The 20,350-nt window shown below is 74.0% G+C and carries 15 protein-coding genes and 1 pseudogene; 4 read left to right on the top strand and 12 right to left on the bottom strand.

The window, feature by feature from the left end:
* Positions 1-14: 14 nt before the first annotated feature.
* Entirely contained in the window at positions 15-1,400 is a 1,386-nt protein-coding gene (locus tag ACLJWH_RS22150) for an aspartate aminotransferase family protein (protein WP_411143478.1), read from the bottom strand.
* 210 nt (positions 1,401-1,610) lie between these two features.
* Positions 1,611-2,405 (bottom strand): polyphosphate polymerase domain-containing protein, encoded by a 795-nt coding sequence (locus ACLJWH_RS22145; protein ID WP_411143477.1) that lies wholly within the window; start codon positions 2,403-2,405, stop codon positions 1,611-1,613.
* 351 nt (positions 2,406-2,756) lie between these two features.
* Here ACLJWH_RS22145 and ACLJWH_RS22140 point away from each other — a divergent pair, with 351 nt between their 5' ends.
* Positions 2,757-4,556 (top strand): protein kinase domain-containing protein, encoded by a 1,800-nt coding sequence (locus ACLJWH_RS22140; protein WP_411143476.1) that lies wholly within the window; start codon positions 2,757-2,759, stop codon positions 4,554-4,556.
* Positions 4,557-4,711: 155 nt separating this feature from the next.
* Here the strand turns inward: ACLJWH_RS22140 and ACLJWH_RS22135 are convergent, their stop codons facing one another.
* Positions 4,712-5,995 carry an adenylosuccinate synthase gene (locus tag ACLJWH_RS22135; RefSeq protein WP_411143475.1) on the bottom strand — a complete coding sequence of 428 codons (1,284 nt, stop codon included), beginning with the start codon at positions 5,993-5,995 and terminating at the stop codon, positions 4,712-4,714.
* A 236-nt stretch (positions 5,996-6,231) separates the two neighbouring features.
* Between ACLJWH_RS22135 and ACLJWH_RS22130 the strand changes: the two genes are divergently transcribed.
* Complete coding sequence (locus tag ACLJWH_RS22130) at positions 6,232-7,242, top strand: hypothetical protein (protein WP_411143474.1); 1,011 nt, start codon at positions 6,232-6,234, stop codon at positions 7,240-7,242.
* Positions 7,243-7,452: 210 nt separating this feature from the next.
* Here ACLJWH_RS22130 and ACLJWH_RS22125 read toward each other — a convergent pair.
* A pseudogene (locus ACLJWH_RS22125) lies at positions 7,453-7,968 on the bottom strand (GbsR/MarR family transcriptional regulator); the annotation flags it as partial.
* A 94-nt stretch (positions 7,969-8,062) separates the two neighbouring features.
* Between ACLJWH_RS22125 and ACLJWH_RS22120 the strand changes: the two are divergent.
* Positions 8,063-9,043, top strand: a complete 981-nt coding sequence (locus ACLJWH_RS22120) for an ATP-binding cassette domain-containing protein (protein WP_411143473.1) — start codon at positions 8,063-8,065, stop codon at positions 9,041-9,043.
* Positions 9,040-10,680: an ABC transporter permease gene (locus ACLJWH_RS22115; RefSeq protein ID WP_411143472.1), complete on the top strand. Its 1,641-nt coding sequence runs from the start codon at positions 9,040-9,042 to the stop codon at positions 10,678-10,680. The genes ACLJWH_RS22120 and ACLJWH_RS22115 overlap by 4 nt, the downstream gene beginning before the upstream one ends.
* A gap of 626 nt (positions 10,681-11,306) precedes the next feature.
* On the opposite strand, the gene ACLJWH_RS22110 is transcribed toward ACLJWH_RS22115, so the two are convergent.
* From ACLJWH_RS22110 to ACLJWH_RS22075, 8 genes are all read right to left on the bottom strand, one after another.
* Positions 11,307-11,930 carry a response regulator gene (locus ACLJWH_RS22110; protein ID WP_411143528.1) on the bottom strand — a complete coding sequence of 208 codons (624 nt, stop codon included), beginning with the start codon at positions 11,928-11,930 and terminating at the stop codon, positions 11,307-11,309.
* A gap of 29 nt (positions 11,931-11,959) precedes the next feature.
* Positions 11,960-13,339 (bottom strand): sensor histidine kinase, encoded by a 1,380-nt coding sequence (locus ACLJWH_RS22105; protein WP_411143471.1) that lies wholly within the window; start codon positions 13,337-13,339, stop codon positions 11,960-11,962.
* 315 nt (positions 13,340-13,654) lie between these two features.
* Positions 13,655-14,491 carry an alpha/beta hydrolase gene (locus ACLJWH_RS22100; protein WP_411143470.1) on the bottom strand — a complete coding sequence of 279 codons (837 nt, stop codon included), beginning with the start codon at positions 14,489-14,491 and terminating at the stop codon, positions 13,655-13,657.
* A complete protein-coding gene (kynU, locus tag ACLJWH_RS22095; protein WP_411143469.1) occupies positions 14,488-15,771 on the bottom strand; it encodes a kynureninase in 1,284 nt (427 codons plus the stop codon). Before kynU ends, ACLJWH_RS22100 begins: the two co-directional genes overlap by 4 nt.
* Positions 15,764-16,657 (bottom strand): tryptophan 2,3-dioxygenase family protein, encoded by an 894-nt coding sequence (locus ACLJWH_RS22090; protein WP_411143468.1) that lies wholly within the window; start codon positions 16,655-16,657, stop codon positions 15,764-15,766. The genes kynU and ACLJWH_RS22090 overlap by 8 nt, the downstream gene beginning before the upstream one ends.
* A gap of 186 nt (positions 16,658-16,843) precedes the next feature.
* On the bottom strand, positions 16,844-17,257 hold the full coding sequence (locus tag ACLJWH_RS22085; RefSeq protein ID WP_411143467.1) for a DUF3151 domain-containing protein: 414 nt from the start codon (positions 17,255-17,257) through the stop codon (positions 16,844-16,846).
* 131 nt (positions 17,258-17,388) lie between these two features.
* Positions 17,389-19,017, bottom strand: a complete 1,629-nt coding sequence (locus ACLJWH_RS22080; RefSeq protein ID WP_411143466.1) for a DHA2 family efflux MFS transporter permease subunit — start codon at positions 19,015-19,017, stop codon at positions 17,389-17,391.
* Between the two features lie 123 nt (positions 19,018-19,140).
* Entirely contained in the window at positions 19,141-20,349 is a 1,209-nt protein-coding gene (locus ACLJWH_RS22075; RefSeq protein ID WP_411143465.1) for a MalY/PatB family protein, read from the bottom strand.
* Position 20,350 lies beyond the last annotated feature (1 nt).

Below are 20,350 nucleotides of genomic sequence, written 5' to 3'. Positions count from 1 at the left end.
TGCGGGTACCGGGCTCAGGCCCCGGTCGTGTGCGCGTCCGCCGCGGTCAGCGCCTCGTCCAGCGCGGCGAGGCCCTCCTTGGCCTCGGTCTCGGTGACCGTGCAGGGCGGGACGACGTGCGTACGGTTCATGTTCACGAACGGCCACAGACCGCCGCGCTTGCAGGCCGCCGCGAACTCGCCCATCGGGGCGTTGGCCGCGCCGGACGCGTTGTACGGCACCAGCGGTTCGCGGGTCTCCCGGTCCTTGACCAGCTCCACGGCCCAGAAGACGCCCATACCGCGGACCTCGCCGACCGAGGGGTGGCGCTCGGCGATCTCCCGCAGCGCGGGCCCGATGACCGTCTCGCCGATCCGGTCGGCGTTCTCCACGATCCGCTCCTCGGCCATCGCGTTGATGGTGGCGACGGCGGAGGCGCAGGCGAGCGGGTGGCCGGAGTAGGTCAGGCCGCCGGGGTAGGGGCGCTGGTCGAAGGTGGCGGCGATCTCGGCGCTGATCGCGACGCCGCCGAGCGGGACGTAGCCGGAGTTGACGCCCTTGGCGAAGGTCAGCAGGTCGGGCGTGACGCCGAAGTGCTCGGCGGCGAACCAGCGGCCGGTGCGGCCGAAGCCCGCCATGACCTCGTCGAGGACGAAGACGATCCCGTGGCGGTCGCAGATCTCGCGGACGCCGGCGAGGTAGCCGGCGGGCGGAACCATGATCCCGGCGGTACCGGGGACGGTCTCCAGGACGATCGCCGCGATCGTCTGCGGCCCCTCGAAGGCGATGGTCTGATCGAGGTGGGCGAGGGCGCGCTCGCACTCCTGGGCCTCGTTCTCCGCGTGGAAGGGCGAGCGGTAGCGGAACGGGCCCCAGAAGTGGACGACACCGGCCGAGGCGGTGTCGGAGGGCCAGCGGCGCGGGTCACCGGTCAGGTTGATCGCGGCGGCGGTGGCGCCGTGGTACGAGCGGTAGGCGGAGAGCACCTTGGGTCGGCCGGTGTGCAGCCGGGCCATGCGGACCGCGTTCTCCACGGCCTCCGCGCCGCCGTTGGTGAAGAAGATCTTGTCGAGGTCGCCGGGGGTGCGCTCGGCGATCAGCCGGGCGGCCTCGGAGCGGACGTCGACGGCGAAGCCGGGCGCGAGGGTGCACAGCTTCGCGGCCTGCGCCTGGATGGCCGCGACGACCTTGGGGTGCTGGTGGCCGATGTTGGTGTTGACCAGCTGCGAGGAGAAGTCGAGGTAGCGGTTGCCGTCGTAGTCCCAGAAGTAGGACCCCTCGGCGCCGGCGATCGCCGGCGGGTCGATCAGGCCCTGCGCGGACCAGGAGTGGAAGACATGCGCGCGGTCGGCGGCCTTCACAGCCGCGCCGGCGGCCGGATCGGCGGCAGCGGCGGCGGAAGCGGGATGCGTCGTGGTCACGGTCAGTACCTCGGATCGGGTCGCTCGGGTCCGCCGAGACTAGGGCGGCACACGCCTCCAGCCTAGGGATCACCGTTCGACCGCCGGTACCGACAGTGTGTGTGAATCCTCCGGCGCGGCACCGACAGTGTGTGTGACTCCTGGTGCGGCCCCCGTCAGGCCCTCGCCGTACGGGACCGGGCGGGTGGCCGCACCGCCTCGCGGCCGCCCTCAGACCGCCGACGGGAAGGCCGTCCCGACCGCCCGCTGCCAGTGGCCGGCGGTCAGATCCGGGCGCAGGGCCGACAGCGCCCCGCAGTACTTGGTGAATTCGGCGGCCCGCAGACCGTGGCCGCGCAGCAGCCGGTCCGCCTCGGCCAGACGGCCGGAGGTCTTGGTCTCGACCAGGACCAGACCGCCGTCGGCGCGTATGGTCCGGCCCGTCTCCAGATCCCGGCAGACCAGGCCCGCGTCACAGGTGATGCGCTGCCCGTCGGCGACGAGGGTGGTCCGCTGGTAGGAGGTCTCGACGGACCGGCCCAGGTCGGTGGGCGCCTCGATGCCGTACGAGCGGTGCAGTACGGAGCTGAGGAAGCCGCGCGGGGCCGGGCCGAGGGCCGCGTCACCGGGCAGCAGCGGCTGCCGGTGCTTGACCGTCTCGCCGTGCCGGCCCTTGAGCTTGACCTCGAACTGCCGCTCGCCGGTGTCCGCGTAGAGCCGCTCGCGGATCTTGAAGCGGAGCCGGCGGAGCTCCCGGTGGTCGTGGAAGGTCCGCAGGTCGGGGGTGTCGTAGTGGACGGAGCGGTAGCGGAACCAGCGGCGGCCGTTGATGCACAGCGCGGCGAACGGGCCGCCGGGCCTGCGCCGGTCGGTGAGTTCGGCGGCGAAGGCGGCGAAGACATCGACCGGAACGAGATAGCTGTGGCCGAAGCGGGCCAGCAGTTCGGCGCGGGCCTGGACCTCGGCGAGCGGGACGGGACGCGCGGCCATGGCGGCGCGGGCAACGGCTCGTACGGCGGGAATCACACGGTCTCCTCGGCGGGCTGCGTAGGGGAAAGGGGTGATCGTGCGGACCGGGGTGTGCACGGTGCGGTGTCAATGGTTCTACGCTCCGTACCCGCGAAAAGTTCCCGCCCTGCGCACCGGGGACCGCGGGCACCGCGTACGGGCGCCGGGTGCGCGCCCCGCGGCCGACCACCGGGCCGGGGCGCCAGGAGTCCTCGATATCCTCGGGGCGGAAGAGAGCGCGACACGGCACAACGGGACCCGGCGGAGGACGACTTGGCCCCCGGGGGGACGGCCGGCATCGTCCCGCATGTCCCGTGCCCGCGCCGGTCTCTCCGGCACGGCGGAATTCGGGGGAAGGGGCGACGGATCGTGCAACAGCCGGGACACGCAGAACAGTTGGGGCGGCCAGGGCAGGTATGGCTCCCCGGTGGGCCGGCCCCGCTCGGGGCCCGGGATCCGCAGCGGATCGGGGAGTACCGCCTGATCGGGCGGCTGGGCGAGGGCGGGATGGGGCAGGTGTTCCTGGCCCGTTCGGACCGTGGCCGGACGGTCGCCGTCAAGCTCGTCCGCGAGGAGCTGGCCGGCCAGGAGGAGTTCCGGGCGCGCTTCCGGCAGGAGGTGCGGGCCGCGCGGCGGGTCGGCGGGGAGTGGACCGCGCCCGTCCTGGACGCGGACACCGAGGCCGGCACGCCGTGGGTCGCCACCGGCTATATCGCGGGCCCCTCCCTCCGGCAGGTCGTCGCCGGGGACGGCACACCGCTGCCGGAGCGGACGGTGCGCATCCTGGCCGCCGGGCTCGCCCGCGCCCTGGAGTCGGTCCACGCCGCCGGGATCATCCACCGCGACCTCAAACCGTCCAACATCCTGATCACCATCGACGGCCCCCGGGTGATCGACTTCGGGATCGCGCGGGCGCTGGAGGCGGCGGCCGGCGCGGGCACGACCCGCACCGGCGCCGCGCTCGGCTCACCGGGCTTCATGGCGCCCGAGCAGGTACGGGGTGAACCGCTCACCCCGGCGTGCGACGTCTTCTGCCTCGGCTCGGTCCTCGCGTACGCGGCCACCGGCCGGCTCCCGTTCGCCACGGCCGGCAACGCGGCGCACGCGGTGATGTACCGCATCGCCCAGGAGGAACCCGACCTCACCGGACTGCCCGAGGGGCTGTACGACCTGGTCACCGCCTGTCTGGCCAAGGACCCGGCACAACGCCCCACACCGGCACAACTGTGGGAGCGGACGGCGGCGGGGCGGCCGGCCGGGGACGCGGACGAGCCGTGGCTGCCCGCTGCGCTGATCGCCCGGCTCGGGCGGCACGCCGTGGAGCTGCTGGCGGCGGAGACTCCCCCGTACGGTGCGGACGGTGGCGGCGCACGGCCCGCGCCACCGGCGGCGCCCCGGACCACGGACGGACCGGACGCACCGCACCCGGCGGACCTCCCGAAGCGGACGACGGAGCCGGGGCGGCCGCACGGGTCCGCCTCATCGGCCAGGGGAACCGGCCCGAACCGGCCGGCTCGGCAGACCGAGCCGGAAGCGCCCGGAACGCACCCGACGCCGGCCGCGGTCTCGCCCGCCCTCGCGCCCCCGGCCGCCGACCCGCCGCCCGTCCCCGGCGCCGTACCCATACCCGTACCCGCCGCCCCGAAGCCGCGCCGTCGCCGGGGCGGTGCCGCGCTGATGACCGCGTACGCCCTCGTCCTGGCCGTGGCCGGTGCCGGTGCCGCGTACGCGGTGCTGAGCACGCAGGGCCACACCGAGTCGCAGGCCGGGCAGTCCGACGCGGGCGGGGGCGAGCGGGACGGCGGCCACGGCAAGCAGGTGGCGGCGCCGTCGTCCGGGAACGGCCGCCTGCCCGAGGACTACCTCGGCACCTGGGAGGCGACGGTCGGCAGCGACACCTCCGACGTCCGGCGTCTCACGCTCAGCCAGGGCGGCCCCGGGGACACCGTGCTGGCGATGACGGCCACCGGGCCCGCGTACCGCTGCGCGTTCGCGGCCGCCCTGGCGTCCGCCGGGCCACCGGTCCGCCTCAAGCCCTCCACCGTGGTCTCCGGTACGCCCGCGACCTGCCGGCCCGGCGCCCCGTCCACCCTGGAGCTGGTGGACGGCGGACTGCGGCGCACCTCCGACGACGGCAAGGGTCCGCTGACGTACCACCGGACGGGCTGATCCCGCGCGGGAGGGCGGGGGTGCGCCCGCGCCACGGCGGCCCCCACGTCATGGCCGCCACGCCCTCATAGGAGGGCCGCCGCATCCGCGCGGCGGCCCGGACACGACATCGCCGTGGCCGGCGGACGCACGGTCCGCCGGCCACGGCGCGCGCCTTACAGGAACGAGTTGATCTCGATGGTCTCGTCGCGGCCGGGGCCGACGCCGATCGCGGAGATCGGGGCGCCGGACATGTCCTCCAGCGCCTTGACGTACGCCTGCGCGTTCTTCGGCAGGTCGGCGAAGGACTTCGCCTTGGTGATGTCCTCGGACCAGCCCGGCAGCATCTCGTAGACCGGCTTCGCGTGGTGGAAGTCCGTCTGGCTGTAGGGCAGTTCCTCGACGCGCTTGCCGTCGATCTCGTACGCGACGCAGACCGGGATCTGCTCCCAGCCCGTGAGCACGTCGAGCTTGGTGAGGAAGAAGTCCGTCAGGCCGTTGACCCGGGTCGCGTAGCGGGCGATGACCGCGTCGAACCAGCCGCAGCGGCGGTCCCGGCCGGTGGTGACCCCGCGCTCGCCGCCGATGGTGCGCAGCGCCTCGCCGTCCTTGTCGAACAGCTCGGTCGGGAACGGTCCGGCGCCGACGCGCGTGGTGTACGCCTTGAGGATGCCGATGACGCGGCTGATCTTCGTGGGGCCGACGCCCGCACCCGTGCAGGCGCCGCCCGCGGTCGGGTTCGAGGACGTGACGAAGGGGTACGTGCCGTGGTCGATGTCGAGCAGGGTGCCCTGCCCGCCCTCGAAGAGCACGACCTTCTCCTCGTCCAGCGCCTTGTTGAGGAGCAGGGTGGTGTCGGCGACGTAGCCCTTGAGCTGGTCGGCGTAGCCCAGCATCTCCTCGACGACCTGGCCGGCCTCGATGGCGCGGCGGTTGTAGAGCTTGGTCAGCAGCTGGTTCTTGACGTCGAGGGCCGCCTCGACCTTCTGGATCAGGATCGACTCGTCGTAGAGATCCTGGACCCGGATGCCGGTGCGGTTGATCTTGTCGGCGTAGGTCGGGCCGATACCGCGCCCGGTGGTGCCGATCTTGCGCTTTCCGAGGAAGCGTTCCGTCACCTTGTCGACGGTGATGTTGTACGGCGTGATCAGGTGCGCGTTACCGCTGATCAGCAGCTTGGACGTGTCGACGCCACGCGCGTTGAGTCCGCTCAGCTCGGAGAGCAGGACCGCTGGGTCGACAACGACGCCGTTTCCGATGACCGGGGTACACCCCGGCGAGAGGATTCCGGAAGGGAGAAGGTGCAGCGCGTACTTCTGGTCGCCTACGACAACCGTGTGGCCGGCGTTGTTGCCGCCCTGGTAGCGCACCACATAGTCAACGGACCCACCGAGCAGATCGGTGGCCTTTCCCTTGCCCTCATCACCCCACTGAGCACCGAGCAGCACAAGTGCGGGCACAGGCGTACACCCCTTCCGGGCGGGGCATGTCCAACGTGCGTGGACGGCGTAAACATGCGTCTGCACGCGTACGTCATCGCTGGAGCCGTTGAACCGGTGCCCCGGAATAGACGAAGCCCCTGGCGCAATAGCGCAAGGGGCTCTTGCACCGAGATGCTACCTGAGGAAGGACCGAGGTGTCGGCGCAGCCTTCTGGGGACTCACCCCCGGACTCCGTCCGGGGGTATCCCCTGCTCGTGGTCATCGACCCGGTCGCCCGCAGTACGGACGGGGAGTCCGTGCGGATCGCGAAGGATGTCCTGTGCGCGGGCGCGGGGACGAAAATCTGCCTTCCGGAGGGCCCCGAGGAGTTCGCGCGGGCGCTCGCCCGGCGCGGTCATCGGCGCCCGGTGGTGATCGGTGACGACCGGGCGCTGCTGCGGGTCGTGGCACTGCTGCACAAGGAGCGCGAGCTGGCGGCGGTGGCCGTGTCGATGGTGCCGGTGGGCGCGCCGGCCACGGTCGCGCTGAGCCGTCTGCTGGGCGTCCCCACGGACACGGTGGCCGCCGCGCGGGCGGTGCTGGACGGCGACGAGCGGCCGATGGATCTGCTCACGGACGACAGCGACGGCATCGTGCTGGGCGGGCTGCGCATCCCGTGCGGGAGCGGTGCGACGGGGCATGCGCACGGTGCGTATGTGCCGGGTGCGGCGCATCCGGTGGACGACGTGGACGAGACCGGCGGCGCACCGGACGGCGCGCGGCCCCGGCCGTGGTGGGTGCCGGCCGCGCGGACCGCCCGTTCGGCGCTGGCGCTGCTGGTGTCACCGGCCGGCCGGCTGACCGGGCGGCGCGGCCGGGCGGCGGTCCAGCGGCTGCGGATCGAGGCGGACGGTGTGCTGCTGGCGGACCTGGACCGGCCGGTGCGCGGGGTGTCGGTGGTACCGGCCGGGTGGGCGGCGGACGACGGGGCGGTGGCGAGCGGTGCGGCGGCGGACGGCGGGACGGCCGGGCCGCCGTCCGGTGGCGGCGGCGGTGCCCCGGACGGCGGCAGGGGCCGTGCGGACGGGGGCGCCGCCGGGCTGGCCGAGGTCGTCGTGCACTGGCCCGGCGCCGAGCGGCCCGTACGGACCCGGGCCCGCGCGGTGACGGTGTCCGGTGCGGACTTCCACTACCGGGCCGACTCGGTCGTCGGCGGGCCGGTCAGGACCCGTACGTGGACGGTGCAGCCCGGGGCCTGGCGGCTGACACTGCCGCGCGACGGCTGAGCGGCGAGGAGCGGGGCGGGCGGCAGGGGACAGGCGGTACGGGGCTCAGTGGCGGGCGGCCCTGGTATCCGCCCCCGTGTTCGCTCCGGCGTCCACTCCGGAGCCGGTCTCGGCGGCGGCTTCGGTGCCGGTGCCCGCCTCGGTGCCGGTGCCCGCCTCGGTGCCGGTGCCCGTACCTGCGGCGGTGCCCGTGTCGGTGTCGGTGCCGAAGTCGGCGCGCAGCTGGTCGCGGTGGTCGCGCCAGCGATCCAGCATCACCACCAGCTCCTCCTGCATGAACTCCATGAAGGCGAGCGTCTCGCCGATCCGACGGCCCGCGAGGGTGCGCTCGCCGAGGCTGTCCACACCGTCGCGCAGGGTGCTCTCCCAGCGGGTGAGGACGCTGCCCTTGTGGGTCAGCGCCTCGTACCACTGGTCGCTGTGCACGCGGTAGCGGTCGCGCCGGGAGCCGGGCTCGCGCTCGCGGCTGATCATGCCGACCTGGGAGAGGTAGCGGATCGCGCCGGAGACGGCGGCGGGGCTGATCTGGAGGCGTTCGCTCAGCTCGGCGGAGGTCAGGACGCCGGACTCCGAGGCCAGCAGACAGGCGAAGACACGGGCGGGCATCCGCTGCATACCGGCATCGACCAGCTGGGCCGCGAACTGTTCGACGAACTGCGAAACCGCCTCGTCGTCGCGCGGCCCCGCGGCCGGCCGGCGCTCATCCTGCTGTCCTCGCTCGGTCATATCCGCATCATCTCCCCTGATCAGAGCCACCGGCTCCAACTTTATACGGTTTCTTAACTTCACAAATTTATGAAATTAGCGTACCTTCCAAATCATGACCAAGGCAAACTCCGCCTCTGCCGCGATCCGGGTGGACGGCCTCCACAAGTCGTTCGGCCGGACCCATGCGCTGGACGGCCTCGACCTCACCGTCGAGACCGGTGAGGTGCACGGCTTCCTCGGGCCCAACGGCGCGGGAAAGTCCACCGCCATCCGCGTCCTGCTCGGCCTGCTCCGCGCCGACCGGGGCACCGCCCGTCTCCTGGGCGAGGACCCCTGGCGCGACGCCGTCGAGCTGCACCGCCGCATCGCCTACGTCCCCGGTGACGTCACCCTGTGGCGCAACCTCTCCGGCGGCGAGGTCATCGACCTCTACGGGCGGCTGCATCAGGGCGGCGGCGCGAAACGCCTCCGGGGGGCGGGCGACGGCGGGCGGCGGGCGGGTCTCGACGCCGCGCGCCGGGCCGAACTCCTGGAGCGGTTCGAACTCGACCCCACCAAGAAGGGGCGGACGTACTCCAAGGGCAACCGGCAGAAGGTCGCCCTGGTCGCCGCCTTCGCCTCCGAGGTCGATCTGCTCATCCTGGACGAGCCGACCTCCGGCCTCGACCCGCTGATGGAGGAGGTCTTCCAGTCCTGCGTCGCCGAGGAGCGCGACCGCGGCCGTACGGTCCTGCTCTCCAGCCATGTGCTCTCCGAGGTCGAGGCGCTCTGCGACCGCGTCAGCATCATCCGCAAGGGGCGGACCGTCGAGTCCGGCTCGCTCGGCGAGCTGCGCCACCTCACCCGCACCTCCGTCAGCGCCGAACTGGCCGGCCCGCCCAACGGCCTCGCCCGCCTGCCCGGCGTCCACGACCTGACGGTCCAGGGCCACCGCGTCCGCTTCCAGGTCGACACCGACAAGCTCGACGCGGTGCTCCGCTCGCTCGGCGAGTCCGGCGTCCGCAGCCTGACCAGCACCCCGCCCACCCTGGAGGAGCTCTTCCTGCGGCACTACCAGGACGGCGTCCGCACCGAAACGGCGGTGGCGCGATGACCGCCGTGGCCGCGGCCGCCCCGCTCCGCCGCGGCGGCTCCCGCCCGCTGGCGGGCACCGGCACCCTGTTGCGCCTCGCGCTGCGCCGCGACCGCCTGCTGATCCCGGCGTGGGTGCTGGCCCTCGGGCTCGCCGTCGCGAGCACCGGCTCCGCGTTCGAGACCCTCTACGGCACCGCCGCCGAACGCGCGGGCCTGGCCGCGTCGATGAACGCCAACAGCTCGCTGCGCGCCCTGTACGGACCGGTCTTCAGCGACTCCGTCGGCGGTCTCGTCGCCTGGCGGATGGCCGGTCTCGGCGCCGTGCTCGCCGCGGTGATGAGCCTGCTGATCGTCGTCCGGCACACCCGCGAGGAGGAGGAGACCGGCCGTCAGGAGCTGCTCTCGGCGGCGGTGGTGGGCCGCCGTGCACCGCTGACCGCGGCGCTGCTGGCCGCCCTGATCGCCGATGCCGGGCTGGCCGTGCTGATCGCCGCCGGACTGGCCGGGTCCGGCCGGCCGGCGGCCGGTTCGCTCGCCCTCGGTCTCGCCGTCGGCGCCACCGGCCTGCTCTTCGCGGGCCTGGCCGCCATCACCGCGCAGCTCACCGAGAGCGCCCGGATGGCCAAGGGGCTGACCGGCGCGGTCCTCGGCCTCGCCTTCGCGCTGCGCGCCGCGGGCGACGCCGCCGATGCCACCGCCACCTCCCTGCCGACCTGGCTCTCACCGGTCGGCTGGGCCCAGAATCTGCGGCCGTACGCCGGCGAGCGCTGGTGGGTCCTGCTCCTCTTCCTGGCCGCGACGGCGCTCGCCGTCTCCGCCGCGTACGCCCTGACGGCCCGCCGCGACCTCGGCATGAGCTTTCTGCCGGCCCGGCCGGGACCGGCCCGCGCACCCGCCTCCCTGAGCGGCCCCTTCGGTCTGGCCTGGCGGCTCCAGCGCGCCACCCTGTTCGGCTGGACGGCCGGTTTCCTCTTCGCCGGCGGGATATTCGGCAGCATCGCCAAGGGCGCCGCCGACATGGTCGGCGGCAACGAGCGGACCCGCGAGATCTTCGAGCGGATGGGCGGCCAACAGGGCCTGACCGACGCCTTCCTGGCCACGATGACCGGCCTGCTGGGCATGGTCGCGACGATCTACGCGGCCGGTTCGGTGCTCCGGCTGCGCGGCGAGGAGACCGGCAACCGCGCCGAACCGGTACTGGCCGGGCCCGTCGGCCGCCTGCGCTGGGCCGGCAGCCATCTGGCCATCGCCTACCTCGGCACGGCCGTCATCATGACGGCCGGCGGCCTGGCCCTCGCCGTCGGCTACGGCAGCACGGTCCACGACGTCACCGGACAGCTCGGCCCGGTGCTGGGCGCCGCCCTCGCCCAGGTCCCGGCGGTCTGGACGCTCACCGGCCTGGCCGTGCTGGTCTTCGGCCTGCTCCCGCGGGCGGCCGGCGCCATCTGGGCACTCATCGGCGGCGTCCTCGCGATCAGCTGGATAGGCCCCGCCCTGAAGTTCCCCCGGTGGACCATGGACCTCTCCCCCTTCAGCCATCTCCCCAAGCTGCCCGGCCCCACGGTCACCGCGGCCCCGTTCGGCTGGCTCCTCACCCTGGCAGCCCTCCTCACGGCCGCGGGCCTGGCCGCCTTCCGCCGCCGCGACATCGGCTGACACCCGGCGGCCCCGCCGTCCGCCGGGCCGCCCCCACCACGTACGCCGCCGGAGCTGTAGCGGACTCCGGCGGCGTACTCGCACCGCCTCTCACCGCGCCCGGACGCAGGCGCCCCCACGGCCCACGACCCACGACCCGCGCCCCGTCACCGGCCACCGGCGGACGTTGTCCACACCCGGTGGACAAGCGGCAGCGGTCCGTACGCGGCCGCACGCAGCGGTGTCAGAGGCTTCCCTCAGGTTCGTCCCACAGGTTCGTCCCATGAGTTCTTCGCTGAGCGTCCACCTGCTCGACGTGGCCGCTACGCATGCCTTGGCCGTCACGCAGTGTCCCGGCCGGCTGCGGCGCGCGGCGGGACGGCCGGGCTTTGGCGTTGTCGGCTTCCGTTGCTGAGGTCCTGGACGGGGCGACCGGACGGCCGCCCCTCCTCCCGGAGTCGGCGCCGGTGGTTCCACCGCACCGCACGGGTTCGGCCCGGTGCCGGCCCGGGGCCGGCCACCGCTCCTCGCACGGGCCGCCCACGACTCCTTCGAAAGCGTCTGCCGGCCGGACCGCGGCGAACTCGGGGCCGTCCAGCGGTCCTCGTCACCATGAGGCCGCACGGGACCGCACGGGACCGCACAGGTCAGCCGCCCGGCGTGACCAGCCGCACCTCGTACGCGAAGACCGCCGCCTGGGTGCGGTCGCGCAGGCCGAGCTTCACCAGGATCCGGCTGACATGGGTCTTCACGGTGGATTCCGCGACGACGAGATGTGCGGCGATCTCGCCGTTGGACAGGCCCTGGGCCACCAGGACCAGGACCTCCGTCTCGCGTTCGGTCAGGTCGCCGATGCGCTCCTGGGCGGGTGCGCGGGGCGTCCCCAGGCGGGAGAACTCGGAGATGAGGCGCTTGGTGACGGTGGGGGCGAGCAGCGCCTCACCGGAGGCGACGATGCGTACGCCCTCGGCCAGTTGGCCGGCCGAGGCGTCCTTGAGCAGGAAGCCGCTGGCCCCGGCGCGCAGCGCCTGGTAGACGTACTCGTCCAGGTCGAAGGTGGTCAGCACGAGGACCTTGGCGTCCGCGTCGGCCGCGACGATCTCGCGGGTGGCCTCCAGGCCGTTCATCTCCGGCATCCGGATGTCCATCAGGACGACGTCCGGCCGCAGCAGCGCGACCTTCTCCACGGCTTGGCGGCCGTCCACCGCCTCGCCGACGACCTCGATGCCCGGCATGGCGTTCAGCAGGACCGAGAAGCCTTCCCGGACCATCACCTGGTCGTCGACGATCAGTACCCGGATCACGCCGCGGCCCCCTCTCCGGCCGCCGCGTTCGCGCCCGTGCCGGCCACCGGGAGGAACGCGGCGATCTCGTAGCCGCCGTCCGCCGTGTGGTCGGCCGTCATCTCGCCGCCCAGCATCTGTACCCGCTCGCGCATGCCCAGGACGCCATGGCCGGCGCCCGGGGACGGCTTGGCGAGCCTGCTCGGGGTGCCGTTGACGATCCGCAGGCCGATCCCGCCCAGCACATAGGAGATCTCGACCCGCGCATCGGCGCCCGGCGAATGCCGCAGCGCGTTGCTCAGCGCCTCCTGCACGATCCGGTACGCGGACAGTTCCACGCCCTGCGGCAGCGGCCGGACCGCACCGGTGATCACCGCCTCGACGGTCAGCCCCGCGCCGCGGACGCTGTCGAGCAGCGAGTCCAGGCTGGCGAGGGTGGGCTGCGGGGCCTCCGGATCGCCGCCCACGAAGGCGTCCGGGTCCTCGGAGCGGACCACGCCCAGGATGCGGCGCAGTTCGGTGAGCGCGGCGACGGCGTTCTCCCGGATGGTCGCGAAGGACGTGGCCAGTTCGGGCGGGGTGTCCGCGACGCGGTACGGGGCCGCCTCCGCCTGGATGGCGATGACGGACATATGGTGCGCGACGACGTCGTGCAGCTCGCGGGCGATGGTGGCGCGCTCCTCCAGCAGCGTGCGCCGGGAGCGTTCCTCCGCGGTCGCGGTCTTCGTCTCGACGACCTGCCGGCGCTCCTCACGCCAGGCCCGCATCGCGGCGGCGACGGTCAGGACGAGGGCGGAGAACGTCCCCATCGCCGGCATGTCCGATGTTCCGGGCATACCGACGAGAACGGCCAGCGTGGTCCCGGCGCCGAAGGTGACCGCCCACATCTCCAGGGCGAGCCGTGGCCGGGTCCGCAGCACGACCAGGGTCATCACCACGAGGTGGGTGGCGAAGGCGACGCTGAACCACTGGCTTCCGTACAGCCCGACGAAGGTGGCACTGCCGAGCACGCCGAGCACGACGCCCCCCATGGACACCCAGAAGGCGCCCACCGGGCGGAAGAGGGTGAGGACGACCGGGACGGAGGTCAACAGGCAGAAGCCCACGGTGATGACGGACCGAATGCTCCCGCCGCCATGCATCGTCGAGCTGAGGGTCAGCAGAAAGATGATCCCGGCGCCGAGGGCCACGGCGCAGTGCGGGGCCCAGCGCACATGGCGCCGGATCCGCTTCGGCACCCGCTGGCGCCAGCCCACCACGCGGGCGTCGTCCAGCGGCATCAGCGGGTGGAAGGCGAAGGCGCCGGCGAACAGGTCCTGGCGCAGCCGTTGCAGCGCGCCATGGGCTATCCGGGCCTCCGTGCGCAAGGGGTTCTGCGTCTCGGTCGTCTGGTTCACGCTGTCTACGGTAAGCAGCGGGCGCCGTCCGGGCGTCCCCAGCAGTGGGGATCTGCCGGTATCCGCCTCAAGTACTACACGCCCGGGACCGGTCCGGGCCGGGCACGTGACCATGGCCACGAGGAGACGGCCACGGTGCCGCGGGATGACCGCCACGGGCCGTACGAGACATACGGCCCGAGCCGGGCCGAGCCGTACAAGCCGGCCCTACGAGCCGTGTCGTACGGGCCGTGTCGTACGGCGCCGCACCGGTCGTACAGCGCCGCACCAGCCATCCAGCACCACCCCACCCGTACGCCTCACCCCTCACACCCCTCACACCGCTCGGCCGCCGAGCAGCTCCGTGAGCAGGGTGCGGCAGGCGGGGGTGCCGGGTGTGACGGGGGCGTAGTGGCCCACGCCGGGCAGCTCGTGCAGGGTCGTACGGGCGGGGCCGACGGCCGCCGTCCCCGCGGCCCCGGTCCCCGCCCTCGCCTCCGCCGCCGTTGCCACCGCTCCCGCGGCGGCCGCGTAGCGGCGGGAGAGCTCCGGCGGCACCTCCTGATCGTCGCCCCCGTGCAGGATCGTGACCGGCACCCCGGTGGGCGGGTGGCGCGCCGGGTCGGCCGCCGCGATCCGCGCCGCCAGCCCCGGCCCGCCGCCGAGCAGTTCGGCGACCGCGCCCCCGCTCAGCCCCAGTTCATGGGCGCGGGCCAGGTCGGCGACCGGTGAGACGGCGACGACCCGCGCCACCGGGGCACCGGGGCGGGCGGCCGCGAGCAGTGCGAGATGGCCGCCCGCGGAGTGCCCGAGGAGGACGGCGCGGGCGCCGCCCGCCGCCTCGTCCCCCGCCTCGTCCACGGCCGCCGACACCGCCGCCGACACGTCCTCGGCCATCCGCGCCGCGCCCCCGGCGGCCCTGCGGTACTCGGCGAGCGCGACCGGCAGGCCGTGTCCGGCCAGCTCCGCGGCGAGCGGTGACAGATGGCGGCGGTCATAGGCCGCGCGCCAGAACCCGCCGTGCAGCAGCACGACGAGCGGACCGCGCGCCGCCCCCGCCCACGGCCCGTACAGGTCGATGACCTGATCCGGACCGGAGCCGTACGCCACCGTCCGGTCCGGCGCCACCGGGGCGAGCCCCAGCAGCGCCGACTCCTCGTCCGGTGCGCTCACCCGGCGGCCCCGGCCACCGGTTCCGGCAGCTCCCGCAGCACCTCGCCGAGCACCCGGGCCGCCCGCTCCGCGTCCGCGAAGGAGGTGTAGAGCGGGGTGAAGCCGAAGCGCAGCACGTCCGGCCGGCGGAAGTCGCCGACCACCCCGCGCCGGATCAGCTCCGCCATCACCTCACCGGCACCCGCGCACTCCAGCGACACCTGGCTGCCGCGCCGCCGGTGCTCCTGCGGGGTGACCGGGCGGACCCGGCCGGGCGGGGCGTACGCGGCCACGCGGTCGAGGAAGAAATCGGTCAGCGCGAGGCTCTTGGCGCGGACCTCCTCGATCGTGACGCCGTCCCAGACGTCCAGCGCCGCGTCCAGCGCGAGCAGCGACAGGATGTCCGGGGTACCGACCCGGCCGCGCACGATGCCGTCGGCCGGGGCGTAGGCGGTGTCCATCCCGAACGGGTCGGCGTGCGAATTCCAGCCGGGCAGCGGCGAGTCGAAACGCTCCTGGAGGCTCTCGCGCACATAGAGGTACGCGGGCGAACCGGGGCCGCCGTTGAGGTACTTGTACGTGCAGCCCACCGCGAGGTCGACGCCGTGCGCGTCCAGTCCGACCGGCAGCGCGCCGGCGCTGTGGCAGAGGTCCCAGACGGCCAGCGCGCCCGCGGAGTGCAGCGCGGCGGTGATCGCGGGCAGGTCGTGGAGCCGGCCGGTGCGGTAGTCGACGTGGTTGACCAGCGCGAGCGCGGTCCGCTCGGTGACCTCGTCGGCGATCCGCGCGGGCTCGACGGGCCGCACCGCGAGACCGGTCATCCGGGCCGCGGACCGGGCGATATAGCCGTCGGTGGGGAACGTCGTCACATCGACGAGGATCTCCGTACAGCCCTTCCCGGCCATCCGTACGCCGCCGACCACGGCCTTGAAGAGGTTGACGCTGGTGGAGTCGCCGACGACGATCCGGCCGGGCGCGGCGCCGAGCAACGGCGCGATCTTGTCGCCGATCCGCTCGGGCGCCGTCCACCAGCCGGACTCGGTCCAGGACCGGATGCGCAGCTCGCCCCATTCGCGGGCGATGACGTCGGCGATCCGGGCGGGCACCGTACGGGGCAGCGCGCCGAGGGAGTTGCCGTCCAGGTAGACGGTGTCGTCCAGGGTGAAACGGTCACGGATCGCGGCGAGCGGGTCGGCGGCGTCCAACTCCCGCACCACCGCGGCCTGTTCCCGTGGGGCCTCCTGACTCTCGCGAGTCGTGGACGCCTCATGGGCTTCAGGGGTCTCGTGGGTCTCAGACATAGCTGCGCGCCGTCCACAGCTCGGGGAAGACGTTCTTGCGGACCCGCTTCTCCAGCCAGGCCACCCCCGCGGAACCGCCGGTGCCCATTTTCGCTCCCATCGCCCGCCGGGTCGCCACCAGATGATCGTTGCGCCAGCGCCACACCAGCTCGCCGACATCCGTCAGCACCTCGCCGAGCCGGACCAGTTCGGACTCCTGCGAGCCGGCGTATATATCGGCCCAGACCGCCTCGACGGCCCGGTCCGGTTCGTAACGCAGCGCCGGATCGCGCCGGAGGACGGCGTCCGGGACGGGATGGCCGCGCCGCGCCAGCAGCCGCAGCACCTCGTCCCACAGGCTCGGCTCATCAAGGGCCTTCGCCAGCTCGGCGTGCTCCCGGGGCGCACCGCGGTGCGGCACCAGCATGGTGGCGGACTTCTCGCCGAGCAGGAACTCCATCCTGCGGTACATCGCGGACTGGAATCCGGAGCCCTCGCCGAGCGCGCTGCGGTAGGAGTTGAACTGCGCCGGGGTCAGCCGGGCGAGCGGCTGCCAGGAGGCGTTCAGCGCCGTCAGCTCATGGGCGGACCGCTTGAGCGCGTCCATGGCCACCGGCAGGTCGTCGCGGCGCAGCGCCTCGGCGGCGGTCTGCCACTCATGGACGATGACCGTGAACCACAGCTCCATGACCTGGGTGGTGACCAGGAAGACCATCTCGCCGGGGTCGTCGGAGAGCGGATGCTGGAGGTGGGTGAGGACGCCCGCCTGGACGTAGTCCTCGTACGGGGTGGTGTGCCGGCTGCCGATGCTCAGATCGGGGGCGAACGGCGGATCCGTCTCGGCCGGGGCGGGCTCGGCCCCGTTGGCTCTTGGCGGGATGCTTCCGGTGGGAGATGGCTGCGACATGAGGGACTCCTCAGGTGCGAACTACCGGGTAGCGGTCCGCCCCTTCCTCTTGGCTCGGGAGCCCCGGTCCCCTCGGGCGCGGGGTGCCCCGGCCCACTGAAATCATCCGCGCTGGATCCGGACCGCGCAAGGGCCGGCCGCGATCACGCGGCCGGCCCGTCGGTCCCGCCCCTGGGGGCGGCACCCTCAGGTCAGGATGTCGGCCGCGGTCGGCGAGGAATCGCGCAGGAACGTGGCGCAGCGCTCGTACTCCGCCTCCTCGCCGATCGCCTGGGCGGCGCGGGCGAGGGCGTGCAGTGCCCGCAGGAAACCGCGGTTGGGCTCGTGCTCGAAGGGCACCGGGCCGTGGCCCTTCCAGCCGGCCCGGCGCAGCGCGTCCAGACCGCGGTGGTAGCCGGTGCGGGCGTAGGCGTACGACTCGACGACCCGGCCGGCCTCGAACGCGTCGTCGGCGAGCTGGGCCCAGGCCAGGGAGGAGGTCGGGTACTTCGCGGCGACGTCGGCCGGCGCCGTGCCCGAGGCGAGCAGCTCGCGCGGCTCGGGGTCGTCGGGCAGATGGGTCGGGGGCGGTCCCCCGAGCAGGTTCTCGTGAATGGCCATGCCCCAAGTCTGCCTGGTCCCCGCCCCGGCCCGCGGGCGGACCGGCATCTCGGCGGCCGGGGCTCCCCCGGCCCCGGTGCCGACGGGGCGGCGGGGCCGGCCGGGGCGGCCGGACCCCCACGGTCACCTGGTCACGAAGGGTTACGGGGCCCGTCCGCCGGCCCGGAGCCCGGCTCCCCCGGCTCTCCAGAACCCGGCTCCCCCGCCCCTCCGGAGTCCGGCTCCCCCGCCCGCGGGCCCGGTCCGCCCGCCGACGGCCGCGGCTCGCCCGGGTCCAGCGGCGGTGCGCTCACCCCGCAGTGGTACGCGCACTCCGGGTGGCCGGGCTCCGCGGCATCGGCGTCCGCGCCGCGCGGCGCCGGGCCGCGCACCGTCAGCCAGGCGATCAGCGCACCGGCCAGCAGCACACCCGCGCACAGCGGCATGGCGCGCCGGAAGGTCGCCGCGAACTGGTCCGCCGAGCGGTACGCCTCCGGGCCCATCCCCGCCAGCAGCGGCAGCGCGGCCACCGCGATCAGCCCGGCGGCCCGCGCCGCCGCGTTGTTGATACCGCTGGCCAGGCCCGCCCGGTCCACGTCCACCGACGCCAGTACGGTCGAGGTGAGCGGCGCGACCAGCGTCACCATCCCGATGCCCAGCACCACCAGCGCGGGCAGTACCTCGGTCGGATACGAGGCGTCCACGCCCACCCGCACCATCAGCAGCATCCCGGCGGCACAGAGCACCGGGCCGACGGTGAGCGGGATCCGCGGGCCGATCCGCTCTCCCAGCTCCCCCGACCGGGCGGACAGCAGCAGCATCAGCACGGTCGTGGGCAGCAGCGCGGTGCCGGCTTGCAGCGCCGAATAGCCCGCCACGACCTGGAGCTGGAGCACGGACAGGAAGAAGAAGCCGCCGAACGCCGCGTAGACACAGACGGTCACCGCGTTGACGGCGCTGAACTGCCGGATGGTGAAGATCTCCGGCGGCAGCATCGGGTCCGCCCGCCGCCGCTCGACACGGACGAAGACCACCCCGAGCAGCAGCCCGGCCACCGCGGGGAGGATCACCCCCGGCGCGGCGCCCCGGCCCGGCGCGGCGATCAGCGCGTACGTCACCCCGGCCAGCGCCAGCGCGCCCAGCGCCGCACCCGCCACATCGAAACCGCGGCCGGGCGCGCCCCGCTCCCGCGTCTCCGGTACGTGCCGCAGCGCGACGGGTACGCAGATCGCCGCCAGCGGCACGTTCAGGAAGAACACCCAGCGCCAGCCGGGGCCGTCCACCAGCCAGCCGCCGACGAACGGGCCCACGGCCGCGGCGACCCCGCCCAGCCCCGACCAGGCGCCGACCGCCCGCGCCCGGTCGTCGGGGTGGAAGACCGCCTGCATCAGCGCCAGCGACCCGGGCGTCAGCAGCGCCCCGCCGATGCCCTGGAGGGCGCGGGCCGCGACCAGCACCCCGGCGTGCGGGGCGAGACCGCACAGCAGTGAGGCGGCCGCGAACCACACCACGCCGATCACGAACACCCGGCGCCGGCCGTAGCGGTCGCCCAGCGCCCCGCCCAGCAGGATCAGCGAGGCGAGGGTGAGCATGTACGCGGTGACGGTCCATTGCAGGACGCCGAGATCCGCGTTCAGATCCAGGCCGATCCGCGGCAGCGCGACATTGACGACCGTGCTGTCCAGCATCGCCATGCCCGATCCCAGCACGGACGTCAGCAGCACCCAGCGGCCCCGGGGCGAGGCCAGGCGGACCCCGCCGGGCGGGCTCGGCTCACTCATCTCGGCTCGCTCACAGGGTGAGCATGCCCGGATCCGTCCGCCGGACATGCCCGCATCCGGGTTGCGCCCGCCCGCACCCGGGCGCCGGACCGCCCACCGCGCCCGGCGCCCGTGCCCCGCGCCTCAGCGCTCCGTACGCAGCGCCGTCAGTGCCCGGACGAGCGCGTCGATGCCCGCCGCCGCCTTGGTGCGCGGGCAGCCGACATTGAGCCGGACGAACCCCTCGCCGGCCGGCCCGTACGTCGATCCCGGCATGATCGCGACCCGCTGCCGCTCGATCAGCTCCCGCTGGAGCGCCGCCTCGGGCACGCCGAGCGGGCGCAGATCGATCCAGGCCAGATAGCCGGCCTGCGGCGGCTGCCAGGCCAGTTCGGGGAAGGCCGCGCCGAGCCGCTCGGCGACCAGCCGCAGATTGCCGTCCAGGTAGGCGCGGAGCGCGTCCAGCCAGGGGGCGCCGTGCCGGTAGGCGGCGATATGGCCGGCCACCGACAGCACGGCGGGTGAGGACAGCCCGTCCGCGTCCTTCAGCCGGTGCAGATACGCGTCGCGGTCCGCGTCGCTGCCGAGAATCCCGTAGGAGCCGGTCAGCGCCGGGATGTTGAACGACTTGGAGGCGGAGGTGACGACCGCCCAGCGCCCACTGCCGAACCGGGCCCAGGGCAGATGCGGATGGCCGTCCCGGGCGAGATCGGCGTGGATCTCGTCGCTGATCACCGCGACGCCGTGCCGGGCGCACAGCTCGGCCAGCCGCGTCAGCTCCCCGGCCGTCCAGACGTGCCCGGTCGGGTTGTGCGGTGAGCACAGCAGCAGCACCGACGAATCGGGCAGCGCCAGCAGCCGCTCCAGTTCCGCGTCGTCGCCCAGCGGGCAGCCGCGCAGCTCCCGGCCGTGGGCGGCGACGGTCTTGGGGAACGCGTCGTAGGCGGGGGTGTGCACGACGATCCCGTCGCCGGGCCGCGACCACATCCGCAGCAGCTGCGACACCTGGTAGATCACCGAGGGCCCGTAGACGATCCGGTCCTCGGCGATATCGGTGGCGTACCGGGTGGCGTACCAGTGCCGGACCGCCGAGAGGAAGTCGGCGTGCCGCCAGCGGCTGTAGCCGAGGACACCGTGCGCCAGCCGGCCGCGGAGGGCGTCCAGCACCTCGGGCGCGGTCTCGAAGTCCATGTCGGAGATGGTGAACGGCAGCAGGTCCGGCGCGCCGAAGCGGTCCTCGACGTAGTCCCACTGGGTGCACCAGGTGCCGTGCCGGTCGACGGGGGTGTCGAAGTCGTACGCCGCTCCGGCGTCCGCGTCTGTTCCGTGGGGCATCTCGGCTTCCTGGGTCATG

Source organism: Streptomyces sp. x-80 (genome assembly GCF_046549095.1).
Taxonomy (GTDB): domain Bacteria; phylum Actinomycetota; class Actinomycetes; order Streptomycetales; family Streptomycetaceae; genus Streptomyces; species Streptomyces celluloflavus.
This window is presented reverse-complemented; position numbering and strand designations above follow the sequence as displayed.